Source organism: Rhodococcus oxybenzonivorans (assembly GCF_003130705.1).
Taxonomy (GTDB): Bacteria; Actinomycetota; Actinomycetes; order Mycobacteriales; family Mycobacteriaceae; genus Rhodococcus_F; species Rhodococcus_F oxybenzonivorans.
In genome coordinates this window covers 1,064,129-1,090,964 of the sequence record NZ_CP021354.1, presented here as the reverse complement: position 1 = coordinate 1,090,964, position 26,836 = coordinate 1,064,129, and the positions used below count along the sequence as shown (strand labels likewise).

Genomic DNA, 26,836 nt, shown 5'->3' with positions numbered 1-26,836 from the left:
CCAGGTCCGAAAATTGTTCTCGCACGCGTGACCGGGTGGTCGACGCGGTGTAATCGCCTTTCGCCTTGTATGACGAAAGGTCAAGAGGGAGTGGGAGTGCCGGTGAGTGCGCGCACTCCGGTGACCAGATCCTCCAGGGGGGTGCTGGTGGGGAAGACGGCTGCCGCTCCCGCGGACAGCAGGCGCGGAACGTCCTCCTGGGGAATCGTGCCGCCGACCACCACAGCGATGTCACCGGCGTCCGCAGCGCGCAGCGCATCGACCGTTCGCGTGGTCAGCGCCACATGGGCGCCGGAGAGAATGCTCAGACCGACGACGGCAACATCCTCCTGGAGGGCAATCGACACGATGTCCTCGACCCGCTTGCGGATACCGGTGTAGATCACCTCGAAACCGGCGTCGCGGAGTGCGCGGGCGACGATCTTGGCGCCTCGATCGTGACCGTCCAGTCCGGGCTTCGCTACGAGTATGCGGGCGCTCATCAGAACACCACCGGCTGCTGAAATTCGCCCCAGACTGCTTTGAGCGCGGATACCATCTCGCCGACGGTGCAGTAGGCGTTGGCGCAATCGATCAACGGATGCATGAGGTTTTCGGTTCCTTCCGCGGCGCGGGACAGAGCGGTGAGGCAGGCATTGACCGCCTCGGGATCACGTTCGGATTTCACTTTCGCCAGCCGTTTGAGCTGCAGCTCGCGCCCTTCGGCATTCAGCTCGTACGTGGAGATCTCGGGCGGCGGCTCCGGCGAGACGAACCGGTTGACCCCGACCACCGGGCGTTCCCCCGATTCGACGTCCTTGTGCAGCTTGTACGCCTCGTCGGCGATGAGGCCTTGCAGGTACCCGTCCTCGATGGCGCGAACCATGCCGCCGTGCTGATCGAGATCGTCCATGATCTCGATCAGGCGGGCCTCGGTGGCGTCGGTCAGCGCTTCGACGAAGTAGGAGCCGCCGAGCGGATCCGCGACACGCGTCACTCCGGTCTCGTAGGCCAGAACCTGCTGGGTGCGAAGCGCCAGGGTCGCCGACTCCTCACTGGGCAGGGCGAACGGCTCGTCCCACGCCGCGGTGAACATCGACTGCACTCCCCCGAGAACCGAAGCCATCGACTCGTACGCCACTCGCACCAGATTGTTCTGTGCCTGGGGTGCGTAGAGGGACGCGCCGCCGGCAACACAACCGAACCGGAACATCGACGCCTTGTCCGTCACCGCACCGTAGCGCTCCCGCACGATCGTGGCCCATCGACGACGGCCTGCCCGGTACTTGGCGATCTCTTCGAAGAAGTCCCCGTGCGTATAGAAGAAGAACGAGATCTGAGGAGCGAACTCGTCGATCGTCATTCGCCCACGTTCGACCACCGTGTCGCAGTAGGTGACTCCGTCTGCGAGCGTGAAGGCCATTTCCTGCACCGCGGTAGCTCCGGCGTCGCGAAAGTGCGCGCCGGCGACCGAAATAGCGTTGAACCTCGGCACCTCGGCCGCGCAGAATTCGATGGTGTCGGCAATTAGCCGTAGCGACGGCTCCGGCGGCCAGATCCACGTGCCCCGGGAGGCGTACTCCTTGAGGATGTCATTCTGGATCGTCCCGGTGAGCTTTGCCCGCGGCACGCCTGCCCGCTCGGCCGCGGCCACATAGAACGCCAGCAGTATCGCCGCCGTCCCGTTGATAGTGAAGCTGGTGCTGATCTTGTCCAGCGGGATGTCGGCGAAGAGGACTTCGGCGTCGGCGAGGGTGTCGACCGCGACCCCGACCCGGCCGACTTCCTCGGTGACCTCGGGGTCGTCGGAGTCGTAGCCGCATTGGGTGGGCAGGTCCAGTGCCACCGACAATCCGGTGCCGCCCTGTTCGAGCAGGTACCGATAGCGCTGGTTGGACTCTTCCGCGGTGCCGAATCCGGAGTACTGGCGGAACGTCCACAACCGGCCCCGGTAGCCGGAGGCGAAGTTGCCGCGGGTGAAGGGAAAGGCGCCCGGGGCGGGCGGCTCTGCGCGCCTGTCGGTCGGCCCGTAGACCGGCTCCAGCGGGATGCCCGAAGAGGTTTCAGCGAAGTCGTTCACGATGGATACAGTACTTGCAGAAAATGAGAATGCCAATATCATCGTCGAGAACGCAATGATCGACAGTGTCGGAACAGGGAGAACGATGTCCAGCCAGCAGAACGCACTCAGTGACCGGACCATGATCGTTTCCGGCGGTAGCCGCGGGATCGGACTGGCGATCGCGATCGCCGCGGCCAAGCAGGGGGCAAATGTGGTTGTGCTGGCCAAGACGGCGGAGCCGCACCCGCGCCTTCAAGGGACGGTCCACACCGCCGTCGCGGATATCGAGGCCGTCGGCGGCAAAGCAGTCGCCGTGGTCGGTGACGTCCGCCGCGAGGAGGATGTGCAGCGCGCCGCCGACACCGCGGTGGAGCGGTTCGGTGGCATCGACATCTGCGTGAACAACGCCAGTGCCATCGCGCTCGAGGGAACCGAGGAACTGACAGCCAAGAAGTACGACCTCATGCAGGACATCAATTGCCGCGGGACGTTCCTGCTCACCCGCGCCTGCCTTCCCTATCTTCGGAGCTCCCCCAACCCGCATGTGCTCACCATCTCGCCTCCGGTGAACCTGAACCCGCGTTGGCTCGGCGCCCACCCGTCGTACACGTTGTCGAAGTACGGGATGAGCTTGCTGTCGCTCGGCTGGGCGGCCGAGTATGCCGACGCCGGGATCGCAGCGAACTGCCTGTGGCCGCAGACCTACATCGCCACCTCCGCGGTCGCGAACATGGAAGACGGCACATCCTTGCTCTCCTCGTCGCGCAGTCCGGAGATCATGGCCGACGCAGCAGTCGAGATTGTGTCCCGGCCGGCGAAGGAGACCAGCGGACACTGCTACATCGATGCGGACGTGCTCGCGGAGTCGGGCGTCTCGGACCTGTCCCGCTACGGCGGCGGAGACGCTCCCCAGCTCGATCTCTTCCTCGACTGACGGGACAGGACCCTACGAGGAAGCTTCCCCGCGCTCGACGGGTCGGCAAACGACCGACCGGCTGCGACAGGCCGGGAAACCAGTGCCGTAATCTTTGGTGCGAACCGACACGAACCTTTGCCTGGAAGCAGAGGTTCGTGAAGGTGTCGTGACCGGGAGTGTCACGGCCTCTGCGCCAGAGACGAGAGAACGGTGCCCCGCACTCAGGAACACGCCGAACGTTACCGCGACGCACTCACCGCGCTCGCTGCGGCAACTCAGCGCCCGGCAAACGTCGTCAACACCGGCGCAGGCTACGCAATTCGCGTCGATTTCGAGTACAACCGTTACCTGCTGGCATCGAACGGCACCGACGGATTGGTCGACCAGACCGACGCCGCCGCTCTGTGGAAGGTGAGCCTCCACCAGGGCACGGCCGACGGCACCGCCGACGAAGTGCTGGCGATCGCGGAGCATTCGTGGCTGGTCGACGCTTTCGACATCGCGTTCGCGGACATTCGTGCCAGCGGCAAGTGGCAAGCTGCGGATGCCTCGTTCGACGAATTCAACCCGACGAACGACGATCAGACCGCAAGCTGACGTGACGAGAAGTCACCCGCGGGCAGCTGCTGCGCGGGTGACGCGTGTTCACACCCCCGCGTGGGGCGACTTCTGAGATTCGACTGCCTGTTCCAATTCGGCGTTTCGCGCCGCCAACAGCGCGTTCTGCGCTTCCAGCTCGAGAATCTGGCGGATACCGATCAGATTGACTCCGTCGGCGACGAGTTCGGTGATCTTGTCGAGGCGCGCGATGTCGTCTTCGCTGTACCTCCGCGTGCCGCCACCGGTACGAGTCGGCGTGATCAATCCGCGCCGTTCGTACAACCGCAGAGTCTGGGGCCCGATGCCCGTCAGCTCCGACGTCACCGAGATCCCGTAGACACCTCGCTTCGAACGAGGTGGCATCTGAGAGGACGTCACCGGATCTCCCTTCTTCTCAGGGAATACCAATCCTATCAAGGATCGACAGACACAATGTGACGCGGGGGGTACAAATTCGGTCGAGGTGGACCCCTCGGCGGAGGAGCCCATCGACAATCTTCGTCACGATCGCGATGCCACACAACTTGACGACGCGCACTCCCGCCACAACCGCTAGGTCGGATCCCACTTTTCGGGCGACCCACGCCTGCGCTGGACGCACGTTCCGCACCGCCCAATCCCGCCGATAAACCGCAGGTAAACGCGCAATTCAACCGTGCCACCCTCCCTCCGACAAGGCCTCTCCGGCAGATACCGCGGCGCTCGACGAACAAAATTCTTGATCGGCTCGCTTGAACTTCTAGTTCCGGGGCTGTACAACAAAATCTATCTTCACCAACGCAGATAAGTTCTCGGTCAGACATCGAGCGGACATCGCACGACAGACTGCCGGGCGCGAGGAAAGGAGAAAACGATGGCCAGCCGACATGCGAACGCGACCCCCGACGACGGAGAGGTCCTGGTCCTTCGAGCGGGCAGCGGAGGAGCAATCGTCAGTGGCCTCCTCGCGACGCTCGCCCTCAGCACCCTCGCCGTCCTCGATTCGCTTCCGACCTGACCCGACTCGAAGCAACTCGCATCGCCGTCGAAAGAGAGACCAGGGTGATAGCGCGACCGTCCGTGATCGTCTCCGTCGCCGTCCAGTGCGTAATCGGAGTGTCGGTCATTGCCGGGTTCACGGCCGTTGCGACCGGTTCGATTCCCCTTGCTGCGTTGGTCAGCACAGCCCTCCTCGGGGTCGTCGGCCTCTTCGCTGCTACCCACCAATCCGCTCGAGAATGAGAACAATGCAGACCACACGACAGGACGCCATGATCATGCCCACTGCTTCATCGGTTTCCGCCCCCACTCGATTCGCCACCGGGCGGAGCGCGAGCGCGATGAGCACGGAGGAGATCAAGGCACGCATCGAGGCCATGTTTGCGGCCCGGGACGTCGACAACGCCCCGGCACTCGTGGATTAGGGCCGCACCGCCGCTTCACCACAACGAAGACTTTTGCCGACACCATCAGCGCTCCCGCTGATACCGGCCGGTCAGAGAAGGGCTGAGTACATGACCATGTCCATCCCGCTCGCCGAAGCACCCCGCGAGCTCCGCCGCACCACCCCGATCTCCTCTACGACGTGCCGGCAGCTGCCCCGGACACAGCTCTCCGTCGATGTCCCGCCGAATCCTCGCCCGGCGCGTACACCGGACAGCACCCACCGCGCTCGCGATCAGTACCGTGACGTACCCGCACAATGCGAAGCCATCGCTCAGCTCGACGCCTCTGATCCACGCCGGGAAGTGCTGCGCGAGAGGCTGATCGAACGATGCCTCCCGCTGGCCGAACACATCGCCCGCCGATTCCACGAACGTGGAGAACCGCTGGACGACCTGATCCAGGTGGCGCGTCTCGGTCTCGTCAAGGCCGTCGACCGATTCGACGCAAGCTACGGAGCGAACTTCGTGTCCTTCGCGGTCCCGACCATCACCGGCGAGGTGCGCCGCCACTTCCGGGATACCGGGTGGGCCATGCGCGTGCCGCGCAGTATGCAGGAGCTTCACCTCGCCCTCACGGGAGCCACCAAACAACTGACCACCACGCTCGGTCGGGCGCCTACCGCAAGCGAACTGGCGAAGGCGCTCGACATCGACAAGAGCGAGGTTTTGGAGGGACTGCGCGTAGCCAACGCCTACAGCACCCTCTCGGTCGACTACCCGCTCACCGACGACGAAAGGCCGCTGTCGGAGACGCTCGGTGATATCGATCCGGCGTTGTCCCGCGTTGAAAATCACGTGACCGTCCAACCGCTGCTGGACGCGCTGCCCGACCTCGAGCGCACCGTGCTCGTGCTGCGCTTCTTCGGGAACATGACGCAGTCACAGATCGCCGCGCGGGTGGGCGTATCGCAGATGCAGATCTCGCGACTGCTGGCCAAGACACTGAAGGATCTGCGAACCAAGCTCGAATGACGCATGTGTCGTCAACATGAAAGGAGTGCCGATGGTCAGTTTTCTCGACAAGGTCAGGGGACGAGCCCGAGCACATGGTCGGCGTGAGGACCTCACCGACACCGCAAGCCGCCCCGACCGTGGATCGACGGCGGACTCCGGGGAAAGCGCCGACCCCGCCGCCCTGCTGAGGGACACGTTCATTCCATAGGGGCCCCGATCCTCGTGCCACACTCGGCACGAGGATCGGTATTTGAGCCTCCTGTCAGGATTGAACTGACGACCGCTCGCTTACAAGGCGAGTGCTCTACCACTGAGCTAAGGAGGCGGACACGCGCGCCCATCATATCCATAAGGAGAACGCCGTCGTCCTCCGGCCATATTGGATAGCGTTGATGCCATGAGTACCTCGGAGATCGCCACTGTCCTTGCTTGGCACGACGCCCTCAACTCCGGCGACATCGACACGTTGCTATCGCTGTCGAGTGACGACATCGAGATGGGTGGACCGAAGGGTGCGACCCAGGGCCTGACGCCGCTGCGGGAATGGGCGTCGACCGCGAACATCACGCTGATCCCGAAGCGAATGTATTACTACGACGGCGTCATCGTCGTCGAACAGCAGGCCACGTGGGCGACCGCACCCGAGGAGACGAGTATTGTGGCGTCCGCGTTCCGAGTAGTCCACGATCAGGTCATCTCCACTTTCCGCCACGAGACACTCGATGCAGCGTTGAAAGCAACCGATTTGACCGAGAAGGATCGTGTCTCAGACACGTAGTATGGCGAAGCTCACAGAGGGTATGGCAAAGCTCACAGACACGCTCCAGCGTTTGACCGGCGACCGCCGGGCCACCGTCGACACGGTGACGGCGGCGCCGACACCACTCCAGCCGATCGACCTCACCGACGACGCGGTGGTTGCCGAGGTTCTCGACCTCGCCGTCCGGGTCGGTGAAGTTCTGCTCGCCTCGGGGACGGGCGCAATGGACACCGCCGAACAGGTGCAGTTCATCGCGGCGACCTACGGCCTCGCGCAGTGCGACGTGGACGTCACCTACAACTCGATCGTCCTCTCCGCCTACCGCGGGCCCACCCTTCCTCCCGCGAGCACGATGCGGATCGTGCACTACCGCTCCATGGACTTCACCCGCCTCGCCGCGGTCGATCGCCTCACTCGGCGTATTCGCCGCGAGGCCGTCACTCCGAGCGAGGCCCACGAGGCACTGACCGCTGTCACCACGGCGCCGCACCCCTACAACCGGTGGATCGCGACGTTGGCGTGGTCGTCGATGGCCGCATCCATCTCCGTGTTGATGGGTGGTGGGGTGCTGGTGGCATCGGTCGCCTTCCTCACGACGATGGTGATCTACCGGGTCAACCGCGTCCTCAACCGGGTGGGGCTGCCGTTCTTCTTCCAGCAGGTGGCGGGCGGTCTCGTGGCCGCTACCCCGGCCGCCACGCTCTATACGTTCCAGGATCAGCTGGGTGTCGAAGTTCGACCGTCGCAGATCATTGCGGCCGGCGTGGTGGTGCTGTTGTCCGGATTGTCACTGGTCGGCTCCGTGCAGGACGCCATCACGGGCGCACCCATCACCGCGGCGGCCCGATTCTTCGAAGTGGTCATGATGACCGGCGGCATCATCGCCGGTGTGGCCATCTCGCTGCGGGTCACCGGGTTGTTCGGGTCCACACTTCCGCCGGTCAACGTGGAGATCAACGAGCTCACCCAGCTGCCCGTGCTGGTCATGTCGGGCGCGTTCGCATCGATGTTCTACGCGCTTGCCTGCTACGCCGAGCAGCGTGCGCTGACGGCGGCCTGGATGGGCGGTGCGGCCGGGTCGCTGGTCTACATGGTGGCGCACCAGTTCGGAGTGGGGCCCATCATCGGCTCCGCACTCGCGGCGACTGTGGTCGGTTTTGCGGGTGGTCTGATGGCTCGACGAGCCCTCACACCGCCTCTGGTGGTCGCCGTGGCGGGCATCACCCCACTGCTACCAGGCCTCTCGCTGTATCGAGGGCTGTATGCGCTGCTCAACAACGAGGTAGTGATCGGACTGAGCTCACTGCTCGCCGCCTTCGGTATCGGCTGCGCACTTGCGGCGGGCGTCACACTCGGCGAATGGCTGGCCAGGACCCTCCGGAGGCCGCGCATCCTGCGGTACACAGAGAACATCCGCCGCCCCGTCATCAAGACGAGGCGGCGGAAGCCTGTGGAAACGCCCGGGGCGGCCTGAGAGACACGGAACCGTTCGATCCGTCCCTACCGGGGCGGATCGAACGGCCGTGGCCTCGGCGAGCTGTCACCGCAGTGCAGCTCCGAGCAGGTCAGCTCTTGTCGACGCTGTGGCGACCACCCGACTTCTCGTCGGCCTCCATGGCCTCACGCAGGCTTTTCGGCCGCATGTCCGTCCAGTTCTTCTCCACGTACTCGAGGCATGCTGCGCGGCTCTCTTCGCCGAAAACCACACGCCAGCCCGCCGGCACCTCAGAGAACGTCGGCCACAGAGAGTGCTGCTCTTCGTCGTTCACCAGCACGTAGAAGCGGCCTTCTTCGTCATCGAATGGATTGGTGCTCATCTCGCCTCGCTTGTCGCATACGTGTCCTGTGCGTTCACACTAGCAAGCGTGCCGATCCGGCCACGCCGTGTTACGACAGATGTCAAGATCTCTCCCGCCCGCACGGCAACGTTCGACAGGAGCGACGACGTGATTCCGTGCGTTTTCTCCGTGCCGCCCTGAAGGTAGATTCCCGCTGTGACGTCCGGCGAAACCGCCAGCCGGTAATCGCGCCCCACCTCACGCGGCGGATGCACAGCCGGTGCGAGTTCGCCGAGGAGCGGTTCGAGAGGCGCCGGAGTGAACCCGGTGGCAAGAATCAACGCATCACAGGCAAGTGTGTCCGTGAGGCCGTCGACGGCGCTGCGTACCGCCACATCGATACCGTCCGAACTTTCCTCGACGGAAACGATCTCGGAGGCGCGGCGCATGAAGAGGCGGCGGCGACCACGAACCCGCTCCTGGTACTCCTTGGCATAGAGCTCGTTGATGAGTTCGATGTCCACCACCGAATAGTTGGTGCTGCGATGGACATCGAGCAGCCGCAGCCGCTCGACCTCGGGTGCGCCGTGCAAATCGTCCACGGCCTCCGGATCGAAGATGCGGTTGGCGTAAGGACTGTCGTCCGCCGGGCTGTAGCCGTACCGCGAGAAGACGCTGTGGACTTCGGCTTCAGGGTAGTTGGCGTGCAGGTACTGCACGATTTCGGCAGCACTCTGGCCGGCCCCCAGAACGGCGAATCGCTGGTGGGCGAGGGTGGGCAACTCACCGATGCGGAACAGGAACTGATGATTGTGGAAGCACCGCACGGAGGGCGTGGCCCACTCCGGAATGCGCTCGCGCAGACCCGCACCCATCACTACGTTGCGGGCGATCACCGCGGTGCCGTCCGACGCCCGGACCTCGAAACGGTCGATCATTCCCTCGCTGTTGCGAATTCCTCGCACCGATTCCACCGCCGTGCCGTACCGGACGTCCGCGCCGACACGTCCCGCGGCCCACTGCAGGTAGTCGTGAAACTCGTGCCGGGTGGGAAAGAACGTCTGGTGGTTGACGAAATCGACGAGACGGCCGCGCTCGAAGAGGTAGTTGAAGAAGGTGTACGCGCTACGCGGGTTGCGGAATGTGACGAGGTCCTTGGGGAAAGCGATCTGCATCGTCGCCCCGTCGAGCAGCATTCCGGGATGCCACCCGAAACGATCCTGCTTCTCCAGGAACTGCGCGCTGATCTGCTCTCCCGGCGCGCAGTTCGCGTTGTGTTCTTCGATGGCAATCGCCAGTGCGAGATTCGCAGGTCCGAACCCGACACCCACGACATCTCGCACTGGGAGATCCGTATCGACCTTTTCCGGCGATTCGTTCATAGCACGCTGTCCCGTCCTCGACGCCGCGTCGCACCCGACCCAGCTGCCGTCTGCCCTAGAAGGTAGTGAAGCCTATCCTTATTTCGAGCACAGTACCAATAAGAAAGCCCCTCTGGGACAGCCATCTCGGCCCCGACTCTGCGATCCGGATCACGTGAAGTCATGCCACCTCGCCGCTCCAGTTCGCCACGAGCGCCGTCAACTCCGCGGCCCACCTCGCCACGGTGTCGCACTCCAGCACCGCCGAGGAGAAGGAGAAGTAGGCGTGCACCGCCCCTTCTCCGACGGGTTCGTAGAAGCTCAGAGTCAGGTCTGCATCCGGCACTCCGACCGGCACCGGCATCAACCCGTCCAACGCACCGAGATGCGACAGGCGTGCCTGCTCGTGATGCACCAGCATGATCTGCGGACGCATCACCCACGCGTCGCCTTCGTCGAGGGCGTCCACGACCTCGGCGAAGGCGATGTCCTGATTGTCCAGGGCATCGAGGTTGTTCGCACGGACACGCCGCAACAGCTCCGTGAGATCCGGTTCTCCACTCGTGTCCGTCCGTAGCACAACGATGTTGAAGAAGCAGCCGATCAGGTGGTCCAGCGCCTCCTCCGGTCGCCCCGCGACCAGAGAACCCATAGGGATGTCCGTACCGGCACCGTGCCGCGTCAGGATGGTCGCCAGCGCTGCCTGCAACACCATGAAGAGACTGGTTCCGGTACGGCTCGCCAGCACGTCGATCGCGGCGTGCAGATCCGCGTCGATCTCCACGGGCACGATCTCCGCCCGCGGCGGAGTATGCGAAACCGGGCGAGGCAGCTCCAACTGCGCCGGTAGTCCGGCCAGCCGCTCCCGCCAGTACGCGAGCTGTCGGGCGTGCCGACTGCCCGGGTCCGCCGGGTGGCCCAGAAGCGACTGCGACCACACGACGTAGTCGGGGTAACTCACCGGCAGCGGTTCCCACTCCGGGGCACTGCCGTCCGAACGCGAGGCGTACGCCCCCAGCAGATCCCCGAGCAACGGCACCACCGACCACTCGTCCACCGCGATGTAGTGCATCGCGAGGAGCAGGGCCTGGGTTCCGTCCGCACCGCCGACGAGATGGGCACGGAGCGGCGACTCCTCGGTGAGGTCCATCGGCTTCTGAGCCAGGGCGAAGACCGTGCGGTGCACGTCACCGTCGCCGACGTCGACCACGTCGAGCATCGGCGGAACCGCTTCCTGCGCAATCACGGTGCCGTCGATCTCGACATACACGGTGCGCAACGGTTCGTGACGGGACGCGACATCGCCCAACGCCTGCGCCAGGATGTCCGGGTCGACCGTCCCGCGGAGTTGCAGGGACAGTGCATGACTGGCCGTCGCGTCGCTTCCGGCCGCGCGGAACTGATTCCAGAACCGGCGTTGCGGACCGGACAACGGCACCACGTCCGGGCGTGGGTACGCCGGTGCGAGCACCGGCCTCCCGCTGCCGCCGGCAGCGATCACGATTGCCGAGAGTTCGGCCACCGTGGACCTGTCGAAGATGTCGCGGATGCCGATGTCGACGCCGAATCGCTGACGGATCCTGCCCACCAACCGCATCGACGCCATCGAGTTTCCACCGAGGTCGAAGAAGTTGTCGTAGATCCCCACCGACGGCAGGTGCAGTATCTCCGCGAACGCGCCGGCGATCTCCTTCTGCTCCGGCGTCCGGGGGGTACCGTCCCCCGTCAACGCGGACCAGTCCGGCAGAGGAAGCGCCTTGCGGTCGAGCTTTCCGTTCGGCGTCAACGGCAGATCGCCGTCGAGCACCACGACGAGGGTGGGCACCATGTAGTCGGGTAGTCGTGTGGCCGCATGCTCGCGCACGGCCCGTGGGTCCACGGCGTCGGACAGGGGATCCTCCGACGGGGTCACGTAGCCGACGAGCCGGACGATGTCGCCCTCCCTGTCTGCCAGCACAGCAGCCTGCTTGACACCCGGATGACTCCCGAGCGCTGCGATGATCTCGCCGAGTTCGATGCGGAATCCACGAATCTTCACCTGATCGTCGACACGCCCGAGGAACTCGATGTTGCCGTCTGCCCGCCAACGCGCCCGGTCACCCGTCCGGTACATCCGCGAACCCGCGGCACCGAAAGGCGAAACCACGAAGCGTGCCGCGGTCAGGTCGGGCCGGCCCAGATACCCACGTGCGAGCCCACGCCCGGCGATGTACAACTCCCCCGCCACCCCGGGCGGGACCGGCTGCAGGCGGTCGTCGAGCACGTACGCCTGCTCATTGGGGTCGGGGATGCCGATCGGCACGGCCGAGGTCCAGCCCGGTTCGGCCTGCCACAGAGTGTTGTTGACCGTGGCCTCGGTGAGCCCGTACGCGGCGAGAAGATTGAGCCTTTCCGCCCATCGGCCGATCAGCTCGGGCGGCACCGTCTCCGTTCCCACCAGCACCGTGCATCCCTCGGGGACGACGCACCCTGCGGGAAGCGCCGCCAGCAGGGACGGCGGGATGATCGCGTGCGTCACCGCGTGCTCGGCCATGAAGTCGGTGAGTTCAGGTCCTGCCACCCTGGCGTCGTCCGGGACGATGACCAGACGCGAACCCGTGCACAGGGCCATCGACAGCTCGAAGACCGCCACGTCGAAGCCGATCGACGCGAACTGCATGACCACCGAACCGGGAACCAGTCGCATCCGCTCCTGCGCCGTGGCCACCAGGCTGGGAATGCCGTCGTGAGTGAGGATCGCGCCCTTCGGTTTTCCGGTGGAACCCGACGTGTAGATGACGTACGCGGCGTGGTCCACACCTCGCGGCGGACACGGCAGATCTTCGCCGTGCGCGGTGTCGAGTTCGGCGAGAATCGATGCGTCGTCGAGGAGGACGCGGCTCAGTCCGTCGACCTCTGCGATGCGCGGGCTCTCCGAGATGGTCGTCACGAGTACCTGCGCGCCGGAGTCGGCGAGCATGTAGGAGATGCGGTCGGACGGATGGTTCAGGTCCAGCGGCAGGTAGGCGGCACCCAGCTTCAGTGCGGCGAGCACCACGGCCACCATGTTCACCGACCGCGGAACAGCCAGCCCGACAACGCTCTCGACCGACACCCCGCGACGATGCAGCAGTGCCGCAATGCGGTCGGCGCGTGCACTCAATTCCGCATAGGACGCCTGACCGTGCTCGTCGACCACAGCGACAGCGTGCGGAGCGGCATCCACGTGGCGTGCGAACGCCTCGTAGAACGTTTCCTCCGCCACGGGCAGCGCGGTGTCGTTGAACCCACGCACCACCATTTCTCGTTCGTCGTCGAGGAATACGTCGAGGTCACCGACCGGAACGTCCGACTGCACTGCGACCGTATCGAACACGGAGATCAGTCGACGTGCGATCTTCGCCGCGGTGTCGCGGTCGAACAGGTCGCTGCCGTACTCGAGACGCAGTTCCACCCGGTCCTCGTCGAGGTACTCGGTGAAGTTGAACACCAGGTCGAACTTGGCGGTGCGCTCCTCGAACTGCACCGGAGTCACCGAAAGAGCTGGTGCGAGAGCAGCATCCGCTGTCCGGCTGTGGTAGCCGACCATCACCTGGAACAGCGGGTTCCGGGCCAGGGTGCGGCCGGGATTGACCTTCTCCACCACCGCCTCGAACGGCACGTCCGAGTGCGCGAACGCGGCCAGGTCGATGCCGCGGACCCGACTCAGCAACTCGTCGAACGTCGGATTGCCGGACACGTCCGTCCGCAACACGACGGTGTTGACGAAGAACCCGATCAAGTCGTCGAGACCCTGCTCGCTTCTTCCCGCGACGGGTGCCCCGATCGGCAGGTCGTCCCCCGCACCGAGCCGATGCAGCAACGCCGCGGATGCCGCGTGCATCACCATGAACATGGTCGTGCCGGTGGTGCGCGCCAAGGCACGGAGCGAGCGCGTGGTGGCGGCGTTCAGCACCGTTTCGATTGCACCACCCGAAAAGCTCGGTCGCGCCGGGCGAGTGCGGTCGGCGGGGAGCACCAGTTCTTCGGGTGCCCCGTCGAGAGTCTTCGCCCAGTAGTCGAGTTGACGGCTCACCAGGCTCGACGGGTCCTGTGGATCACCGAGCATCTCCCGTTGCCACAGGGTGTAATCGGCGTACTGCACGTCGAGCGGTTCCCATGCCGGTGCCGAATTCTGCGCTCGGGAGGCATAGGCCGTCATCAGGTCCCGGAGGAACGGCCGGTCGGACCATTCGTCGGTGGCAATGTGGTGCAACACGATCGCCAGCACCTGCTCGTCACCGATCCGGATCAGGGCCGCTCGGATCGGGATCTCCGTCGCCAGATCGAACGGGCGCCCGACCGTGTCGCCGACCAGTCGGAAGAGATCGGCATCCGTGCCGTCCACCACGTTGACGTCGGGTCGCACGTCGTCGAGGATCACCTGCACCGGTTCGCCGTCGTGCTGCCCGAACACGGTGCGGAGCGATTCGTGCCTCGCCACCACGTCGGCCAGTGCCTGCGCCAGCAACCCGGGATCGAGCCCGTCCCGCAGTCGCAGCACGATCGGGAAGTTGTAGGCCGCCGAATCCGGGTCCATCTGCTGCAGAAGCCACAAACGTTGTTGCGCAGCCGAAAGCGGGAGATTCCGGGGGCGCGGCCTCACGGTCAGCACGGGACGCGTCGACCCCGTGTTGCCCCGGATGCGGTCGGCCAGTTCGGCGACGGTGGGCGCCTCGAACAGGTCGCGCATGCCGAGGTCCGTGTCGAGGGCGGCCCGGGCCCGGCTGATCAGGCGAGTGGCCAGCAGCGAGTGCCCGCCGAGGTCGAAGAAATTGTCGTCGACACCCGGAGCAGGAACGCCGAGGATGTCACCGAACAGGTTAGACAGCACCCGCTCGGTGGTGTCCCGCGGTTCGGTGCGTGCACCGGCGTGGACGCCGAGCACCTCCTCCGCAGACGGGAGCGCCTTGACGTCGAGCTTGCCGTTGACGGTCATCGGCAACGACTCGACCTCGATGACCGCGGCCGGAATCATGTAGTCCGGAAGGGTTGCGCGCAGCCCCCGTGAGTGCTTGTTAACATCCCGCGGTTGATAAGTACTCACGGGGACGGTGTAGCCCACGAGCCGCTTGAAACCACCCGGGCCGGTGTCGACGACCACGGCAGCCTGGCGCACGTCGTCCAACGCCTCGAGCGCCGACGCGATTTCGCCGAGTTCCACCCGGTGGCCGCGGATCTTCACCTGATCGTCCGTGCGGCCGAGGAAGTCGAGATTCCCGTCCTCACGGCGGCGGACCAGATCGCCCGTCCGATACATACGTACGGATGTGCCTAACGGATCGGCGACGAACCGCTCCGCCGTCAACGCGAACCGGTCGAGGTAGCCGCGTGCCAGCCCGACACCGGAGATGTACAGCTCACCGGGAACACCGTCCGGGACCGGACGCAGCCAGGCGTCCAGTACATACGCCGAGGTGTTCCAGATGGGAGTTCCGACCGTCGGAGTGACGCTGTCGCCGGTGCCCGCCCCGAGGGTGTTGATCGTGTACTCGGTGGGGCCGTACAGGTTGTACCCGCACGTTCCCTCGGTGTCCCGCAGACGGTTCCATACCGAATCCGACACGGCCTCGCCGCCGAGCAGCACCAGAGGGGGCCGATGGCGTCCGTCACCGTCGTCGAGCAATCCCTCCTCGATCAGGTGTTGCGCGTACGTGGGCGTGACGTTGACGACGTCGATCCGGTGGGTGTCGCAGTAGGACACCAGGGCTTCGGCGTCGCGGCGGAGGTTCTCGTCGCAGATGTGGACCTCGTGGCCTTCGACGAGCCACAGCAGTTCCTCCCACGACATGTCGAACGCGAACGACACGGTGTGGGCGATGCGCAGACGCCGGCCTCCCGCGGCGCTCACCACCGGTTCGAAGATTGCCTCACGGTGGTTGAACTGCATATTGGTCAGACCGCGGTACGGGGTGACCACACCCTTCGGCTTGCCTGTCGACCCCGACGTGTAGATGACGTACGCCGGATGGTCCAGCCGTCCCGGCGTCCCCGGCACGAAGCTTCCGAGTTCGTCATCGGACAGCGGCTCCGAAGACACGGTGTCGAGAAGTGCGGTGTCGACAGGGAGGACGTCGACGTGGGCCGCGGCCAGCGTGCCCGCGACCTCGGCGGTGGTCACCAAGGTGACCGGGTGTGCATCGTCGAGCATGCCCACCAGGCGTTCGGCGGGGTGGTCCAGTTCGAGTGGCAGGTAGGCGGATCCGGTGCGCAGCACGGCGAACAACGCCACGACCATTTCCACCGACCGCGGAAGTGCCAGCGCGACAATCTTCTCGGGGCCGGCGCCGTGATCGAGCAGGAGCCGCGACATGCGGTTGATGTCGGCGTCGAGTTCCGCATACGTCACCGTGCGGTCCCCGAAGACGAGAGCCGAGTGGTCCGGGCGCTGCCGAGCGGCGTCCGCGAACAGGTCGGCGATGGTCGCGTCGGGCAACGCTCTGCTCGCCGGCGGGGTGACCGCGGCCGCACCGGGAATACTGCCCACCATCCCGGACATGTCGGTGGACCACTGTGCGAGCAGGTCCACGAAGCGGGCCAGCATGGATTCCACCCGCGACTGCGACACGCGATGGGGATGGAATTCGAACTTCACCTTCACGCTGGCGCCCGGCGTCACGACGACGGTCAGCGGGTAGTGGGTGTGGTCGATGCTGTCGCCGCCGCTGATGTCGTGGGCGGCGTTGAGCGCCGACACCTGCTTCTCGTCCACGAAGTTCTGCAACACATACAGCACGTCGAAGAGCTGCCGGTGGTCCGAGACGCGCTGAATCGAGGCGAGACCCAGATAGTCGTACGGGGTCAGCGCCAGCCGCTCGGACTGCGCCCGGCGCAGCAGCTCGGCGACGGTCTCGCCGGGACGCAACGTCAAGCGGACCGGGACGGTGTTGAGGAACATGCCGGCGACGGCGTCGAGGCCCGGCACCTCGGGGGGCCGGCCGGCCACCGTGGTGCCGAACACCAGGTCCGCTCTTCCCGTTTCGACCCCGAGTACGACGGCCAGAGCGGCATTGAGCACGGCGTTGAAGGTGACACCGGCACCACGGGCGGCGGCACGAAGGCGTTCACTGAGGTCCGCATCGAGCACGGCGTCCCGGCGTTGGGGCGGCCGTGGGTCGTCCACCGCCGCCGCGGCCACCAGGGTGGGTTCCTCGAGTCCGCGGAGGGCTTCCGTCCATGACGCCTGCGCTGCGTCCGGGTCCTGTGCGGCCAGCCAGGTCAGGTAGTCCTCGAAGGTGCCCTCCGGGGAACCGAAGCTCGAGTCGTCGCCCGCCGAATCGTAGAGGGCGAGAAGTTGACTCACCACCAGGCCGTTGGACCACCCGTCCCACAGCAGGAACTGCCGGTTGACCACCAATCGGTCGTGGTCGTCGGTGAGATGGAGAACCATCACGCGCCACAGCGGCGGGGCCGTCAGATCGAACGGCGTCAGACGGTCGCGGGCGGCCAATTCCTCGGCGTAGTCGGCCCGTTCGGTGTCACCCAGATCCCGAAGATCGTATTCGGTGATCGGCACGTCGAGCCCGGCGCTGACGAATTGCACCGGAGCCGAGAGCCCGTCACTGACGAATCCCGCCCGGAGCGTGGGGTTGCGTCGTTGCAGGGTGCGCAGCGCAGCGGCAAGGCGGTCGGGGTCCAGTCGGTGCGCGAAATCGAGCGAGAACTGCGCCGTGTAGATGTCCGAACCCGCCGCGAACCCTGCCTGGAAGTACAACCCTTCTTGAAGTGGTGACAACGGGAGCACCGTCGCCACGCCCGCAGGGCAGCTCGCCGTGATGCGGTCGATCTCATCCTGGGTCAGGCGAACCAGCGGCAGATCCGACGGGGTCAGCAGCGCCGGCCCGCGATGTTCCGATACCGACTCCGCCAACTCGCCGAGAGCCGACGCCCAGCCCTCGCTGAGCGCGATCGCGTCGTCCTCCCTCAGGTCGTCTCCCGACCAGGCGAAGACGGCGTGCAGCTGCGAACCCTGTTCGCCGTCTTCGCAGAGCGCGTTGATCACCAATCGGTAGGGCGCGCCGAAATCGGCATCGGGGTCCGTGAGGAGGGAGTCGGATTCAGCCGCCGGGGTCCACGGCCCGGACACCGCGTGTGGCATCCGGCCTAGGTAGTTGAACAACACCTGGGACTCGGACCGCGACCCGAGGAGTCGAGCGGTCCGCGCGTTGAGGTACCGCAACATGCCGTATCCGATGCCGCCGTCGGGCGCCGCACGCAGCTGTTCCTTGACGGCCTTCAGGGTGTCGAGTGGGCCGCCGGCGCTAGGCAACCGCACCGGCGCGACGTTGGTCAGCCAGCCGACCGTGCGCGAGAGGTCGAGTCCCGGAACCAGTTCCTCGCGGCCGTGCCGTTCGAGGTCCACCACGAGGTCCTGGTTACGTTCGCTCGCTGCGCGCCACCGATCGACAGCCAGCCGCAGTGCAGCGACCAGCACGTCCGTGACGTCAGCGCCGACCGCTGCGGGAACGGTGGTCAGCAGCGCGTTCGTCAGCGCGGAGTCCAGGCGCACGGTGCGACGAGCGCCACTGCCCACCACCGCGGTACCGGACACACCGGGGACGAGGTCGGCGCCCGGTTCGGTGACCTCGAGCCAGTGGTCGAGTTCGGCGAGACGTGTCGGCTCGTGCGCCTGTTCCGTGACGATGCGCGAGAACGTCCGCAGCGACGTGGGCACCGGATCGAGTGCCGCGGCCTGTCCGCTGTCGGCGGCCACCCAGGCCATGGCGAGGTCTTCGACAAGGATTCGCCAGGACACCCCGTCGACGACCAGGTGATGGGCGACGAGCAGAAGCCTGCCGAGCTCGTCCGGTCCCGCGTCGAACCAGACGGCCGACACCATGGTCCCGCTGTCGGGGTCGAGCCGGTCGGTGGCGGCGTCGGATTCCGCGGCCACCAGCCGACGCAGTGCCTTGTCGTCGAGTCCGGTCGCGTCGACCCGGCGGATCGACGCCTCCGCCGTCTCCGCGATCTCGAGTGACCAGACTCCGGGCGCATGCCGGGTCAGGTGCTGGCGAAGCCCGTCGTGATGGGCGATCACCGAGCGCAGCGCGGAAGTGACCACGTCGCTGCTGGTGCCGGCCGGTGTGTGTAGGAGAACGGCCTGGTTGAAGCGGTCTTTCTCACCGCTCCACTCGGACAGCCGGTGGACGACGGGAAGCGGCAACAGCGCCCCCGTCCCCGACTCGACGGGCACTGCGGCCTCGGCCACGGCGGCCGGCGTGTCACCTGCGAGCCTCGCGAGGGCAGCCGGTGTCCGCTGCTCGAAGATCTGGCGTGGGGTGATCGTCAACCCTTCCCGCCGTGCGAGATTGACGAGCCGGATGGCCAGGATGCTGTCTCCACCGAGCATGAAGAAGTCGTCGTCCACCCCGACCACGTCGAGCCCGAGGACCTCGGCGAAACGGGCGGCGAGCATTTCTGCGGTGCCGTTGCCGCCGGCGTGTGCCGACTCGGCCGGAGCCGGGGGGGTGGGCGCCGGAAGAGAGGTGCGATCCAGTTTGCCGCTCGGGGTGAGCGGAAACGCGTCGAGGATGACGAAGAGGACAGGAACCATGTACTCGGGCAGAGCGGAACTCAGCCGGGCACGAACGTCGTCGAGGTCGATGTCGCCCACGAGGTAGCCCACCAACTGCTGCCTGCCCGGCCGGTCCGAACGGACGACGGCGGCCGCCTGCCGCACTCCGGGACAGGCCGACAGGTGTGCCTCGATTTCGCCGAGCTCGATTCGGAAGCCCCGCAGCTTCACCTGATCGTCCACTCGGCCGACATACTCGACGGCTCCGTCAACATTGATCCGTGCGATATCGCCGGTGCGGTACATGCGAGTACCGGAGGGTGAGAACGGGTCGGCGACGAACCGCTCCGCACTCAGCGCTGCCCTGCCGAGGTATCCGTCGGCCACCTGTGGTCCCGACAGATACAGCTCTCCCGAGGCACCCGGCGGCACCGGATGCAAGTACCGATCCAGGACGTACAAGCCGGTGTTCGACGTCGGGAAGCCGATCGGCACCGACGACGCTGCAGCGTCGATGTTCTGCACCGACGCCGCGTAGCTCACCTCCACGGAGGCCTCGGTCGGCCCGTACAGATTGTCGACTTCCACGCCCGGCAGCACCTCGGCCACCCGCCGTGCCGACGCCAGGGGCAACGCCTCGCCGCTGCAGGCGATGATCCGCAGCCCGGTGCAACCGGCCGCGGCAGGCTCGGCGAGGAACGCCTCGAGCATCGATGGGACGAAATGTGCCCTGGTTACGGACTTTTCGACGATAACATTCGCGAGGTAGCCCGGATCCTTGTGCCCGTCCGGCCGCGCGAGTACGACGGTAGCGCCCGCGAGGAGAGGGCCGAAGAGCTCGGGCACCGAGACGTCGAAGCTGGCCGGAGTCTTCTGAAGCACCCTGTCCGACGGGGTGATCGGCCGGAACGACTGCATCCACAGCAGTCGGTTGACGATACCGGCGTGCGGCACGACGACGCCCTTGGGCCGACCGGTCGAACCGGACGTGTAGATCACGTACGCGGGATGGCCCGGCGAGCCCGACTCGGGCAGCGGCGCCGACGAGTAGTCGTCCGCTTCGCTGACGCGAATCTGGGGAACGCCGGCGACGGTGACGAGAGCGGCGGACCCGCTGTCGGTGATTACGCACACCGGGTGCGCGTCCTCGAGCATGTACGCCAATCGCTCTGCGGGGTAGCCGCTGTCGAGCGGCACATAGGCTCCGCCCGCCTTGCCGATCGCCAGCAGCGACACCATCAGGTCGAGTGAACGTGGCAACGCCACGGCCACCCTGGACCCCGGGTAGACGCCACGCTCGATCAGCAGCCGCGCGAGACGGTTGGCCCGGGAATGCAACTCGGCATAGGTAAGTTGTTCGTCCTCGAACACGACAGCCACCGCGTCGGGTGTTCGGGCTGCCTGCTCCGCGAGAAGAGCGGTGAGTGTCGTGTCGGGGAACGCCGGACGCGCATCGGGCACGGCCGAGTGGACCGGTCGACGTGAAGCCAGAGCCACACTCGACACGGCTTGGTCGGCGTCGCGAGTGACCTCGCGAAGATAAGCCACCATCGATTCGGCGAAACGGTCCGCCGTCGCCGAATCGATGCGCGTGGCATCGTATTTCAGCTCGAGCGTCACCGTGTCACCGGGCACGACGATCAGCGTCATCGGGTACGGCGGGTGCTCGTCGAAACGCACGTTCGTCAGGTGTACGGAGCCGGACGGGTCGGTGGCAGCGCCGTCACCCAGCGGGTAGTTTTCGAAGACGACGAGTGTCTCGAACATGGTGTGCAAGCCGGCATCGCGGCGCAGTTCGGCCAGTCCGACATGTTGGTGGTCGAGCAACGCCGATTGCTCGTCCTGCCATCGCGTGAGCGCCTCGGCCACCGTCTCGGTGGGCCGATACCGTAGTCGCGCCGGCACGGTGTTGATGAACAACCCCACCATGGATTCGATTCCGTGCAGGTCGCCGCCGCGCCCGGACACCGTGGATCCGAACACCACGTCGTCCGTGCCGGTGAGCCGGCCAACGACAAGTCCCCAGGTGCCGTGCACGAGCGTGCTCAGGGTCAGTCCGCGGGCCCGGCCGACGGCCACGAGAGCGTCGGTGTCCGCGACGGGCAGCGCCACCTGCACGCTGCGAATGCCGGACTCGCTCGGAGACGCGCTGCGGGGCAACTCCACCGGCTCCGGTAGGTCCCTGAGCGCCTCTCGCCACACCTCGAGGGACGCATTCCGGTCCCGCGCGGCCAGCCATTCGAGGTAGCTGCGGTATGGGGTGGGTGCCGGCAACACCGGCGGTGTACCCGACGTGCTGTAGAGGGCCAGCATCTCCCGCAGCATCACCGGCACCGACCACCCGTCGGCGATCACGTGGTGGATCGACTGCAGCAGAACGTACTTCTCCGCCTCCAGTCGGGCGAGGGTGTAGCGCAGCAGCGGCGGCCGGTCGAAGACAAAGCCGCGAGTGCGATCCGCGGCCAGCACCTCCTCGATCCGCTGGAACGGGTCCGCGACTTCGGCGAGGTCCAGCACGTCCATCGGTACCCGGACACCGTCGCGGATCACCTGCACGATCCGGCCGTCCGACACGGACGAGATTCCGGTGCGCAGAGCAGCGTGCCGATCGACCACGGTCTGCAAGGCCCGGTGCAGTGCGCCGGGGTCGACGGGGCCGCTCAGCTCGATGACCTGTTGCACCACGTAGGGGTCCGAACCCGTGTCCTCGAACGCCGACTGGAAGTAGATTCCCTCCTGCAACGGCGTCAGCGGGAGCACATCGGACGGCCCCGACAACGCGTCGACGTCCTGCTGCGTCAATCCGACCAGCGGGAAGTCCGACGGTGTGCCCCCGCCCAGGCGTTCGATTCCGGCTACGGCCGACAACGCCGTGGTCCACTCCTCGGCGAGCGCCTCGACGTCGTCCCGCCCGAGAATGCCGGGCGCCCAGGTGAAGGAGGTGCTCAGCACCGGCCGGTCCCCGCCGTCTTCGGCAATCACGTTCAAAGTCAGGACGTGCCCGAGCGGCATGCGTGGGTCGTCGGCGCCGCCCATCGCGTGAGGCAACCAGTCGACGTCTCCCCCGGCCGCGACTCGGCCGAGGTAGTTGAAGAGCACCTGAGGGGTCGGCGCGTGCTCGAGTTCCGGCACCGAGTCACCGAGGTAACGCAGTGCCCCGTATCCGAAACCGGCTCCCGGGATGCTGCGCAGCTGCTCCTTGACGGCCTTCAGCGCCGACGCCAGCGCCTCGTCGCCGTCCGCCACATCGGCGTCGATCGCCACGGGATACACCGTGGTGAACCAGCCGACGGTCCGAGACAGATCGACCGCCGGTGCACCGGGCGCGCGCACCAGGTCTTCTTCGCGTCCGTGCCCTTCGAGATCGAGCAGGATCGGACCCGGCGCGGCCTCCGCGCGACGAGCGGCCCGCCACCTCGCGGCAGCCACGGCGAACGCGGTGAGCAACACGTCGTTGACGGATCCGGAGAACGCTGCGGGAACGGCCGACAGCAGTGGGCGGGTGAACTCGGGAGCCAGCGTGACCGTGAGAGTTTCGGCCTGACCGGCCAGATCGACCGCGGGGTCGAGTGCACGGGATCCGAGCATCGGTTCGGGAGTCGACGTCAGTGCCTTCCAGAACGGCAGTTCGGCATCGAAAGATCCTGTGTGCACGCGTTCTCCGAGCAGCGCAGACCACCTGCGTAACGACGTGCCGACGGGCTCGAGGGCGGGCTCGGCACCGGAGATGAGAGCAGTGCCCGCCTGTGCCAGGTCTTCGAGAATGATGCGCCAGGAGACGCCGTCCACTACCAGGTGGTGGCCGATCAGAAGCAGCCTGCCCGAACCGGAGTCCGCCCGGAAGAGGACGGCTTGCAGCATCGCGCCGCTATCAGGATCGAGCCGGTCGAGCGCTGCCGCGGTTTCGCCGTCGAGCCGCTCGGAAAGGAGCTTGTCCATGCTGCCCTCGACCTCGACGACGCGCAGCACGTCGGACGCCGAGGACGGATCCCAGTGCGGCACCGACAGTGTCCACCGCTTCCCACGAACCAACCGTGCTCGCAGGGCATCGTGCCGCTCGAGGACGGCGGAGAGCGCTTCGCGCGCACGCTGTTCGTCGAATTCGGGCGGGGGTTTGCACCAGCACCGACTGGTGGAACCGGGTGATCTGGTCTCCCGCCTCACTGATGCGGGTGAGGATCGGAGTGCCGGCCACAGCGCCGAACGCGATGTCGTCCGTGTCGACCGCCGCCACCTCGCGCCCGGCCTCGGCCCGGGCGAGCGCTTCGGCGGTGCGGAGTTGGAACACCTCGCGCGGACTGATCGACAACCCTTCCCTGCGGGCGTGGTTCACCAACGAGATGGCGACGATACTGTCGCCGCCGAGGGCGAAGAAGTCATCGGTGACCCCGACCGACTCCACTCCGAGGACTCCGGCCATCAACGCGCACAACGATTCCTCGACGGCGGTACGCGGGGCGACCTTGTTCCCCCGCCGCGCCGAAATCGGGTTCCGGCAGGGCCCGCCGATCCAGTTTGCCGTTGGCCGTCAGCGGAAACCGGTCGAGAATCACGAAAGCCGACGGCACCATGTACTCGGGCAGCCTCGACGACGCCCACGTCCGCAGTTCGGAATCGTCCAGGGCCGAACCGGAGTCGGGCACGAGGTAGGCGGCGAGATACTTGGCGCCGGTCGGCGTCTCCCGCACCACCACGGCGCTGTGCCGCACGGCGGGATGCGCGGCGAGTCCCGCCTCCACATCCTCGAGTTCGAGGCGCATCCCCCGGATCTTCACCTGATTATCGGCGCGGCCGAGAAAGTCGAGCGAACCGTCGGGGGTCCACCGGGCCAGGTCACCGGTGCGGTAGAGGCGTGAACCGTCGGCGGCGAAGGGATTGGCAACGAAGCGAGCCGCCGTCAACGCCGACGCACCGACATACCCGCGTCCGAGCAGGAATCCGCCCGCGTAGAGCTCACCACTCGCACCGAGCGGTACCGGGTTCAGGTGGCCGTCCAGGACATAGAGTTGGGTGCCGGGGTTGGGGCGGCCGATCGACGTCGCGATCCGTGCGGCGTCTTCCCGGTACACGACGTGCGACACACCGATGGTCGCTTCTGCCGGACCGTAACCGTGATACAGCGTCGTCGACAACTGAGCGCGGAAACGTTCGAACAGTTCCGGTGTGAGAACCTCACCGCCACACCACACATGCTTCAGTACCGACAACCGATCCGTGCCCCGCGACAGGTCGATGAGTACGTCGAGCATCGAGGAGACGAGGTAGACGAACGTCACCGACTCCCGCGCGATGAGGTCGAGCAGGTACTGGGGGTCGCGCTCCCCGCCGTGCTCGGCCACCACCAGCCGCCCACCCGACACCAGGGGCAGCAGAATTTCGTTGACCGAGATGTCGAAAGACAAGGGGGCCTTGAACAACGACGCGTCCCCGGTTCCGAAATGCAGAATTTCGTCACGCTGCCACAGCAAGCGGGCGCACACCGCGTCGTGGCGAATCATCGCACCCTTGGGCCGGCCCGTCGATCCCGAGGTGAAGATGACGTACGCCAGTCGGGCACCTTGCACGGTGAGAGCGGGCAGGTCGGTGGAGTAGTCCGCGTACGCCCAGTCCGCCAGGTCGACCGGGACGGCGCTGCCACCGGCGTCCGCCACCCCGCCGGGTCCGGTGAGGACGAGGCCCGCCCCCGCGTCCTCGAGTACGGCAACGCGACGCTCCTGCGGCCACGACGGGTCGAGGGGAACGAAGGCGCCGCCCGCGCACACCACGGCCAGGAGCCCGACCACCATCTCGGCCGAGCGCGGCAAACCTACGGCCACAACGTCTTCGGATCCCACGCCGCGAAGCCGCAGGTGCTGGGCGAGCTGAGAGACCCGTTCACCGAGCTCGCGGTAGGTGAGGCGGATCTCGCCGGCGACCAGAGCCTCCGCATCTGGGCTGCGTCGCATCTGTTCCTGGAACAGTTCGGGGATCGTCGCCGACTCCTGTGCGCGCCCAGAGTCGTTGAATTCCGTCAGCAGTTGGTGACGTTCGGCCTCGGTCAACGGGTCGAGAGTGGCGATGGTCGCGGAAGGGTCGGCGACGAACTGGCCGACGAAGCGTTCGAGCCGGCGACGGTGTTCCTCGAGTTCGGCATCCAGACCGTAGGGCGCCCGTAGATCGATCTCGATGGCTTCCGAATCCTGTCCTCCGCGAATGGAGAAGTCGAGGTCCGATACCGGTCCAGTGGCCGAACTCCGCACCCACGCCGGGAACCCGCCGAACGTGAGCGAATGCTCGAACATCATCGAATTGATACCTGGTCCGAAAATCTGCCGGTCCGGGTCGAGCGATCGCAGGTCACGGGCCAGATCTTCACCGCGGTAACGGCCGTGCCGCAGCACGGAGACGAGTGTCGTGTCGATCCGCCGGGCCAGCGCGCCCACCGTCATGCCGGAATCGACCTGAATCCGCAACGGCAGGATGGTGGAGGCCATCCCTGGCACCCGGCGCATGTCGCGCCCGACCCGCGCCGCCATCGGCAGCGACAACGTGAGGTCGCGCCTGCCGGTGATCCGGTGGATGTACGCCACCACGATCGCGAGAGGCAGTCGCGTGCGGCGTATTCCGGCGTCGGCGGCAAAGGCGTAGAGGGCGTCGGCGTCCTCCCCGTCGATCTCGACTACTGCCGAAATCGGTGCTTCCGACCGGTCGTCGACAAGAGGGAGCAACCGCGGGGGTTCCGGTGCGTCGATCAACTGCTGCAGCCAGAATTCGCGATCAGCGACGAAGCGCGCGGACCCGCGGTACTCGCGATCGGCGGCAAGCAGCGAGTCGAGGGGCCAGGGGCCGGCGGCGGTCTCGAGGTCGGGGTCGTCGTAGCGCTCGACGACGTCCGCTACCAGCCGTGTGATGCCATAGCCGTCGATGATGCTGTGGTGATAGCGCTGGTACCAGATCAACGATTCGTCCCCGGTGCGCAGCAGGGCGTGGTGGAACAAGGGCTCCTCGCTCCCTACAGCGACCACGGTCTGCATATCACGGTCCATCCAGGCACGCGCACTGGACTCCGGATCCTCGTCGGCGCGCAGGTCGACGACGCTCAGAGACCAATCGTCGGGGGATGTGGGCACCTGCAGGAGTTCGTCGTCGTCTCCCCGCTCGAAACGCACGTGCAGCGCCTCGGCACGTTCGACCGTCTTCCGGACAGCGGCGATCGTGCGGTTCAGATCGATCGGACCAGCGACCTCGACGACCAGCGACAGGTTGTACACCGGGCTGGCCGGGTGCAGCTCCTGCCCCACCCAGACCTCGGACTGCGCCGCAGTGAGGGGCAGCGCGGTCGGCGTAGAAGCAGACGTGTGCGCGCTCTCCGCAGAGAGGAACTGAGCCTGGGCAGCCGCCGAGTGGTCCGGTGACATGGTGATCCGATCGTCCGTCGAGAGTGCTCGTCGCACGACCAGCACCCGAAGGAGTTTAGGTTAGGCTACCCAC

General features: G+C 66.4%; 13 protein-coding genes, 1 tRNA gene and 1 pseudogene. 8 read left to right on the top strand and 7 right to left on the bottom strand.

Going from position 1 to position 26,836, the window contains the following annotated elements; all coding sequences use genetic code 11:
- Positions 1-80 precede the first annotated feature (80 nt).
- The gene (locus tag CBI38_RS05205; protein WP_109326953.1) at positions 81-482 is read right to left on the bottom strand and encodes a cobalamin B12-binding domain-containing protein; all 402 of its coding nucleotides are present in this window, start codon (positions 480-482) and stop codon (positions 81-83) included.
- Positions 482-2,101, bottom strand: a complete 1,620-nt coding sequence (locus tag CBI38_RS05200; protein ID WP_418328328.1) for a methylmalonyl-CoA mutase family protein — start codon at positions 2,099-2,101, stop codon at positions 482-484. The genes CBI38_RS05205 and CBI38_RS05200 overlap by 1 nt, the downstream gene beginning before the upstream one ends.
- Before the next feature lie 43 nt (positions 2,102-2,144).
- Between CBI38_RS05200 and CBI38_RS05195 the strand changes: the two genes are divergently transcribed.
- Together CBI38_RS05195 and CBI38_RS05190 are read left to right on the top strand one after the other, a co-directional pair.
- Complete coding sequence (locus CBI38_RS05195; protein WP_109334867.1) at positions 2,145-2,975, top strand: SDR family oxidoreductase; 831 nt, start codon at positions 2,145-2,147, stop codon at positions 2,973-2,975.
- Between the two features lie 192 nt (positions 2,976-3,167).
- Complete coding sequence (locus CBI38_RS05190) at positions 3,168-3,554, top strand: hypothetical protein (protein ID WP_109326944.1); 387 nt, start codon at positions 3,168-3,170, stop codon at positions 3,552-3,554.
- A 48-nt stretch (positions 3,555-3,602) separates the two neighbouring features.
- Here the strand turns inward: CBI38_RS05190 and CBI38_RS05185 are convergent, their stop codons facing one another.
- Positions 3,603-3,920 carry a MerR family transcriptional regulator gene (locus CBI38_RS05185; protein ID WP_109326940.1) on the bottom strand — a complete coding sequence of 106 codons (318 nt, stop codon included), beginning with the start codon at positions 3,918-3,920 and terminating at the stop codon, positions 3,603-3,605.
- A gap of 490 nt (positions 3,921-4,410) precedes the next feature.
- Between CBI38_RS05185 and CBI38_RS38335 the strand changes: the two genes are divergently transcribed.
- From CBI38_RS38335 to CBI38_RS37725, 4 genes are all read left to right on the top strand, one after another.
- A complete protein-coding gene (locus CBI38_RS38335; RefSeq protein WP_204164875.1) occupies positions 4,411-4,554 on the top strand; it encodes a hypothetical protein in 144 nt (47 codons plus the stop codon).
- Between the two features lie 229 nt (positions 4,555-4,783).
- On the top strand, positions 4,784-4,960 hold the full coding sequence (locus CBI38_RS37730; protein ID WP_162603143.1) for a hypothetical protein: 177 nt from the start codon (positions 4,784-4,786) through the stop codon (positions 4,958-4,960).
- A gap of 90 nt (positions 4,961-5,050) precedes the next feature.
- Complete coding sequence (locus CBI38_RS05180) at positions 5,051-5,953, top strand: SigB/SigF/SigG family RNA polymerase sigma factor (protein WP_230990088.1); 903 nt, start codon at positions 5,051-5,053, stop codon at positions 5,951-5,953.
- A gap of 31 nt (positions 5,954-5,984) precedes the next feature.
- Positions 5,985-6,143 (top strand): hypothetical protein, encoded by a 159-nt coding sequence (locus CBI38_RS37725; protein ID WP_162603181.1) that lies wholly within the window; start codon positions 5,985-5,987, stop codon positions 6,141-6,143.
- A 45-nt stretch (positions 6,144-6,188) separates the two neighbouring features.
- Here the strand turns inward: CBI38_RS37725 and CBI38_RS05175 are convergent.
- A tRNA-Thr gene (locus CBI38_RS05175) sits at positions 6,189-6,260 on the bottom strand.
- 72 nt (positions 6,261-6,332) lie between these two features.
- Here CBI38_RS05175 and CBI38_RS05170 point away from each other — a divergent pair.
- Positions 6,333-6,713, top strand: coding sequence for a nuclear transport factor 2 family protein (locus tag CBI38_RS05170; protein ID WP_109326936.1), 381 nt, complete (start codon positions 6,333-6,335; stop codon positions 6,711-6,713).
- 22 nt (positions 6,714-6,735) lie between these two features.
- Complete coding sequence (locus CBI38_RS05165; RefSeq protein ID WP_109334865.1) at positions 6,736-8,169, top strand: threonine/serine exporter family protein; 1,434 nt, start codon at positions 6,736-6,738, stop codon at positions 8,167-8,169.
- A gap of 91 nt (positions 8,170-8,260) precedes the next feature.
- Here CBI38_RS05165 and CBI38_RS05160 read toward each other — a convergent pair whose 3' ends face one another.
- The 3 genes and pseudogenes from CBI38_RS05160 to CBI38_RS05150 all read right to left on the bottom strand — a co-directional run bounded on the left by CBI38_RS05160 (position 8,261) and on the right by CBI38_RS05150 (position 26,763).
- Positions 8,261-8,512, bottom strand: coding sequence for an MbtH family protein (locus CBI38_RS05160; protein WP_109326935.1), 252 nt, complete (start codon positions 8,510-8,512; stop codon positions 8,261-8,263).
- The gene (locus CBI38_RS05155; protein ID WP_109326933.1) at positions 8,509-9,855 is read right to left on the bottom strand and encodes a lysine N(6)-hydroxylase/L-ornithine N(5)-oxygenase family protein; all 1,347 of its coding nucleotides are present in this window, start codon (positions 9,853-9,855) and stop codon (positions 8,509-8,511) included. The genes CBI38_RS05160 and CBI38_RS05155 overlap by 4 nt, the downstream gene beginning before the upstream one ends.
- Before the next feature lie 160 nt (positions 9,856-10,015).
- Positions 10,016-26,763 (bottom strand): annotated as a pseudogene (locus tag CBI38_RS05150) (amino acid adenylation domain-containing protein).
- Positions 26,764-26,836 lie beyond the last annotated feature (73 nt).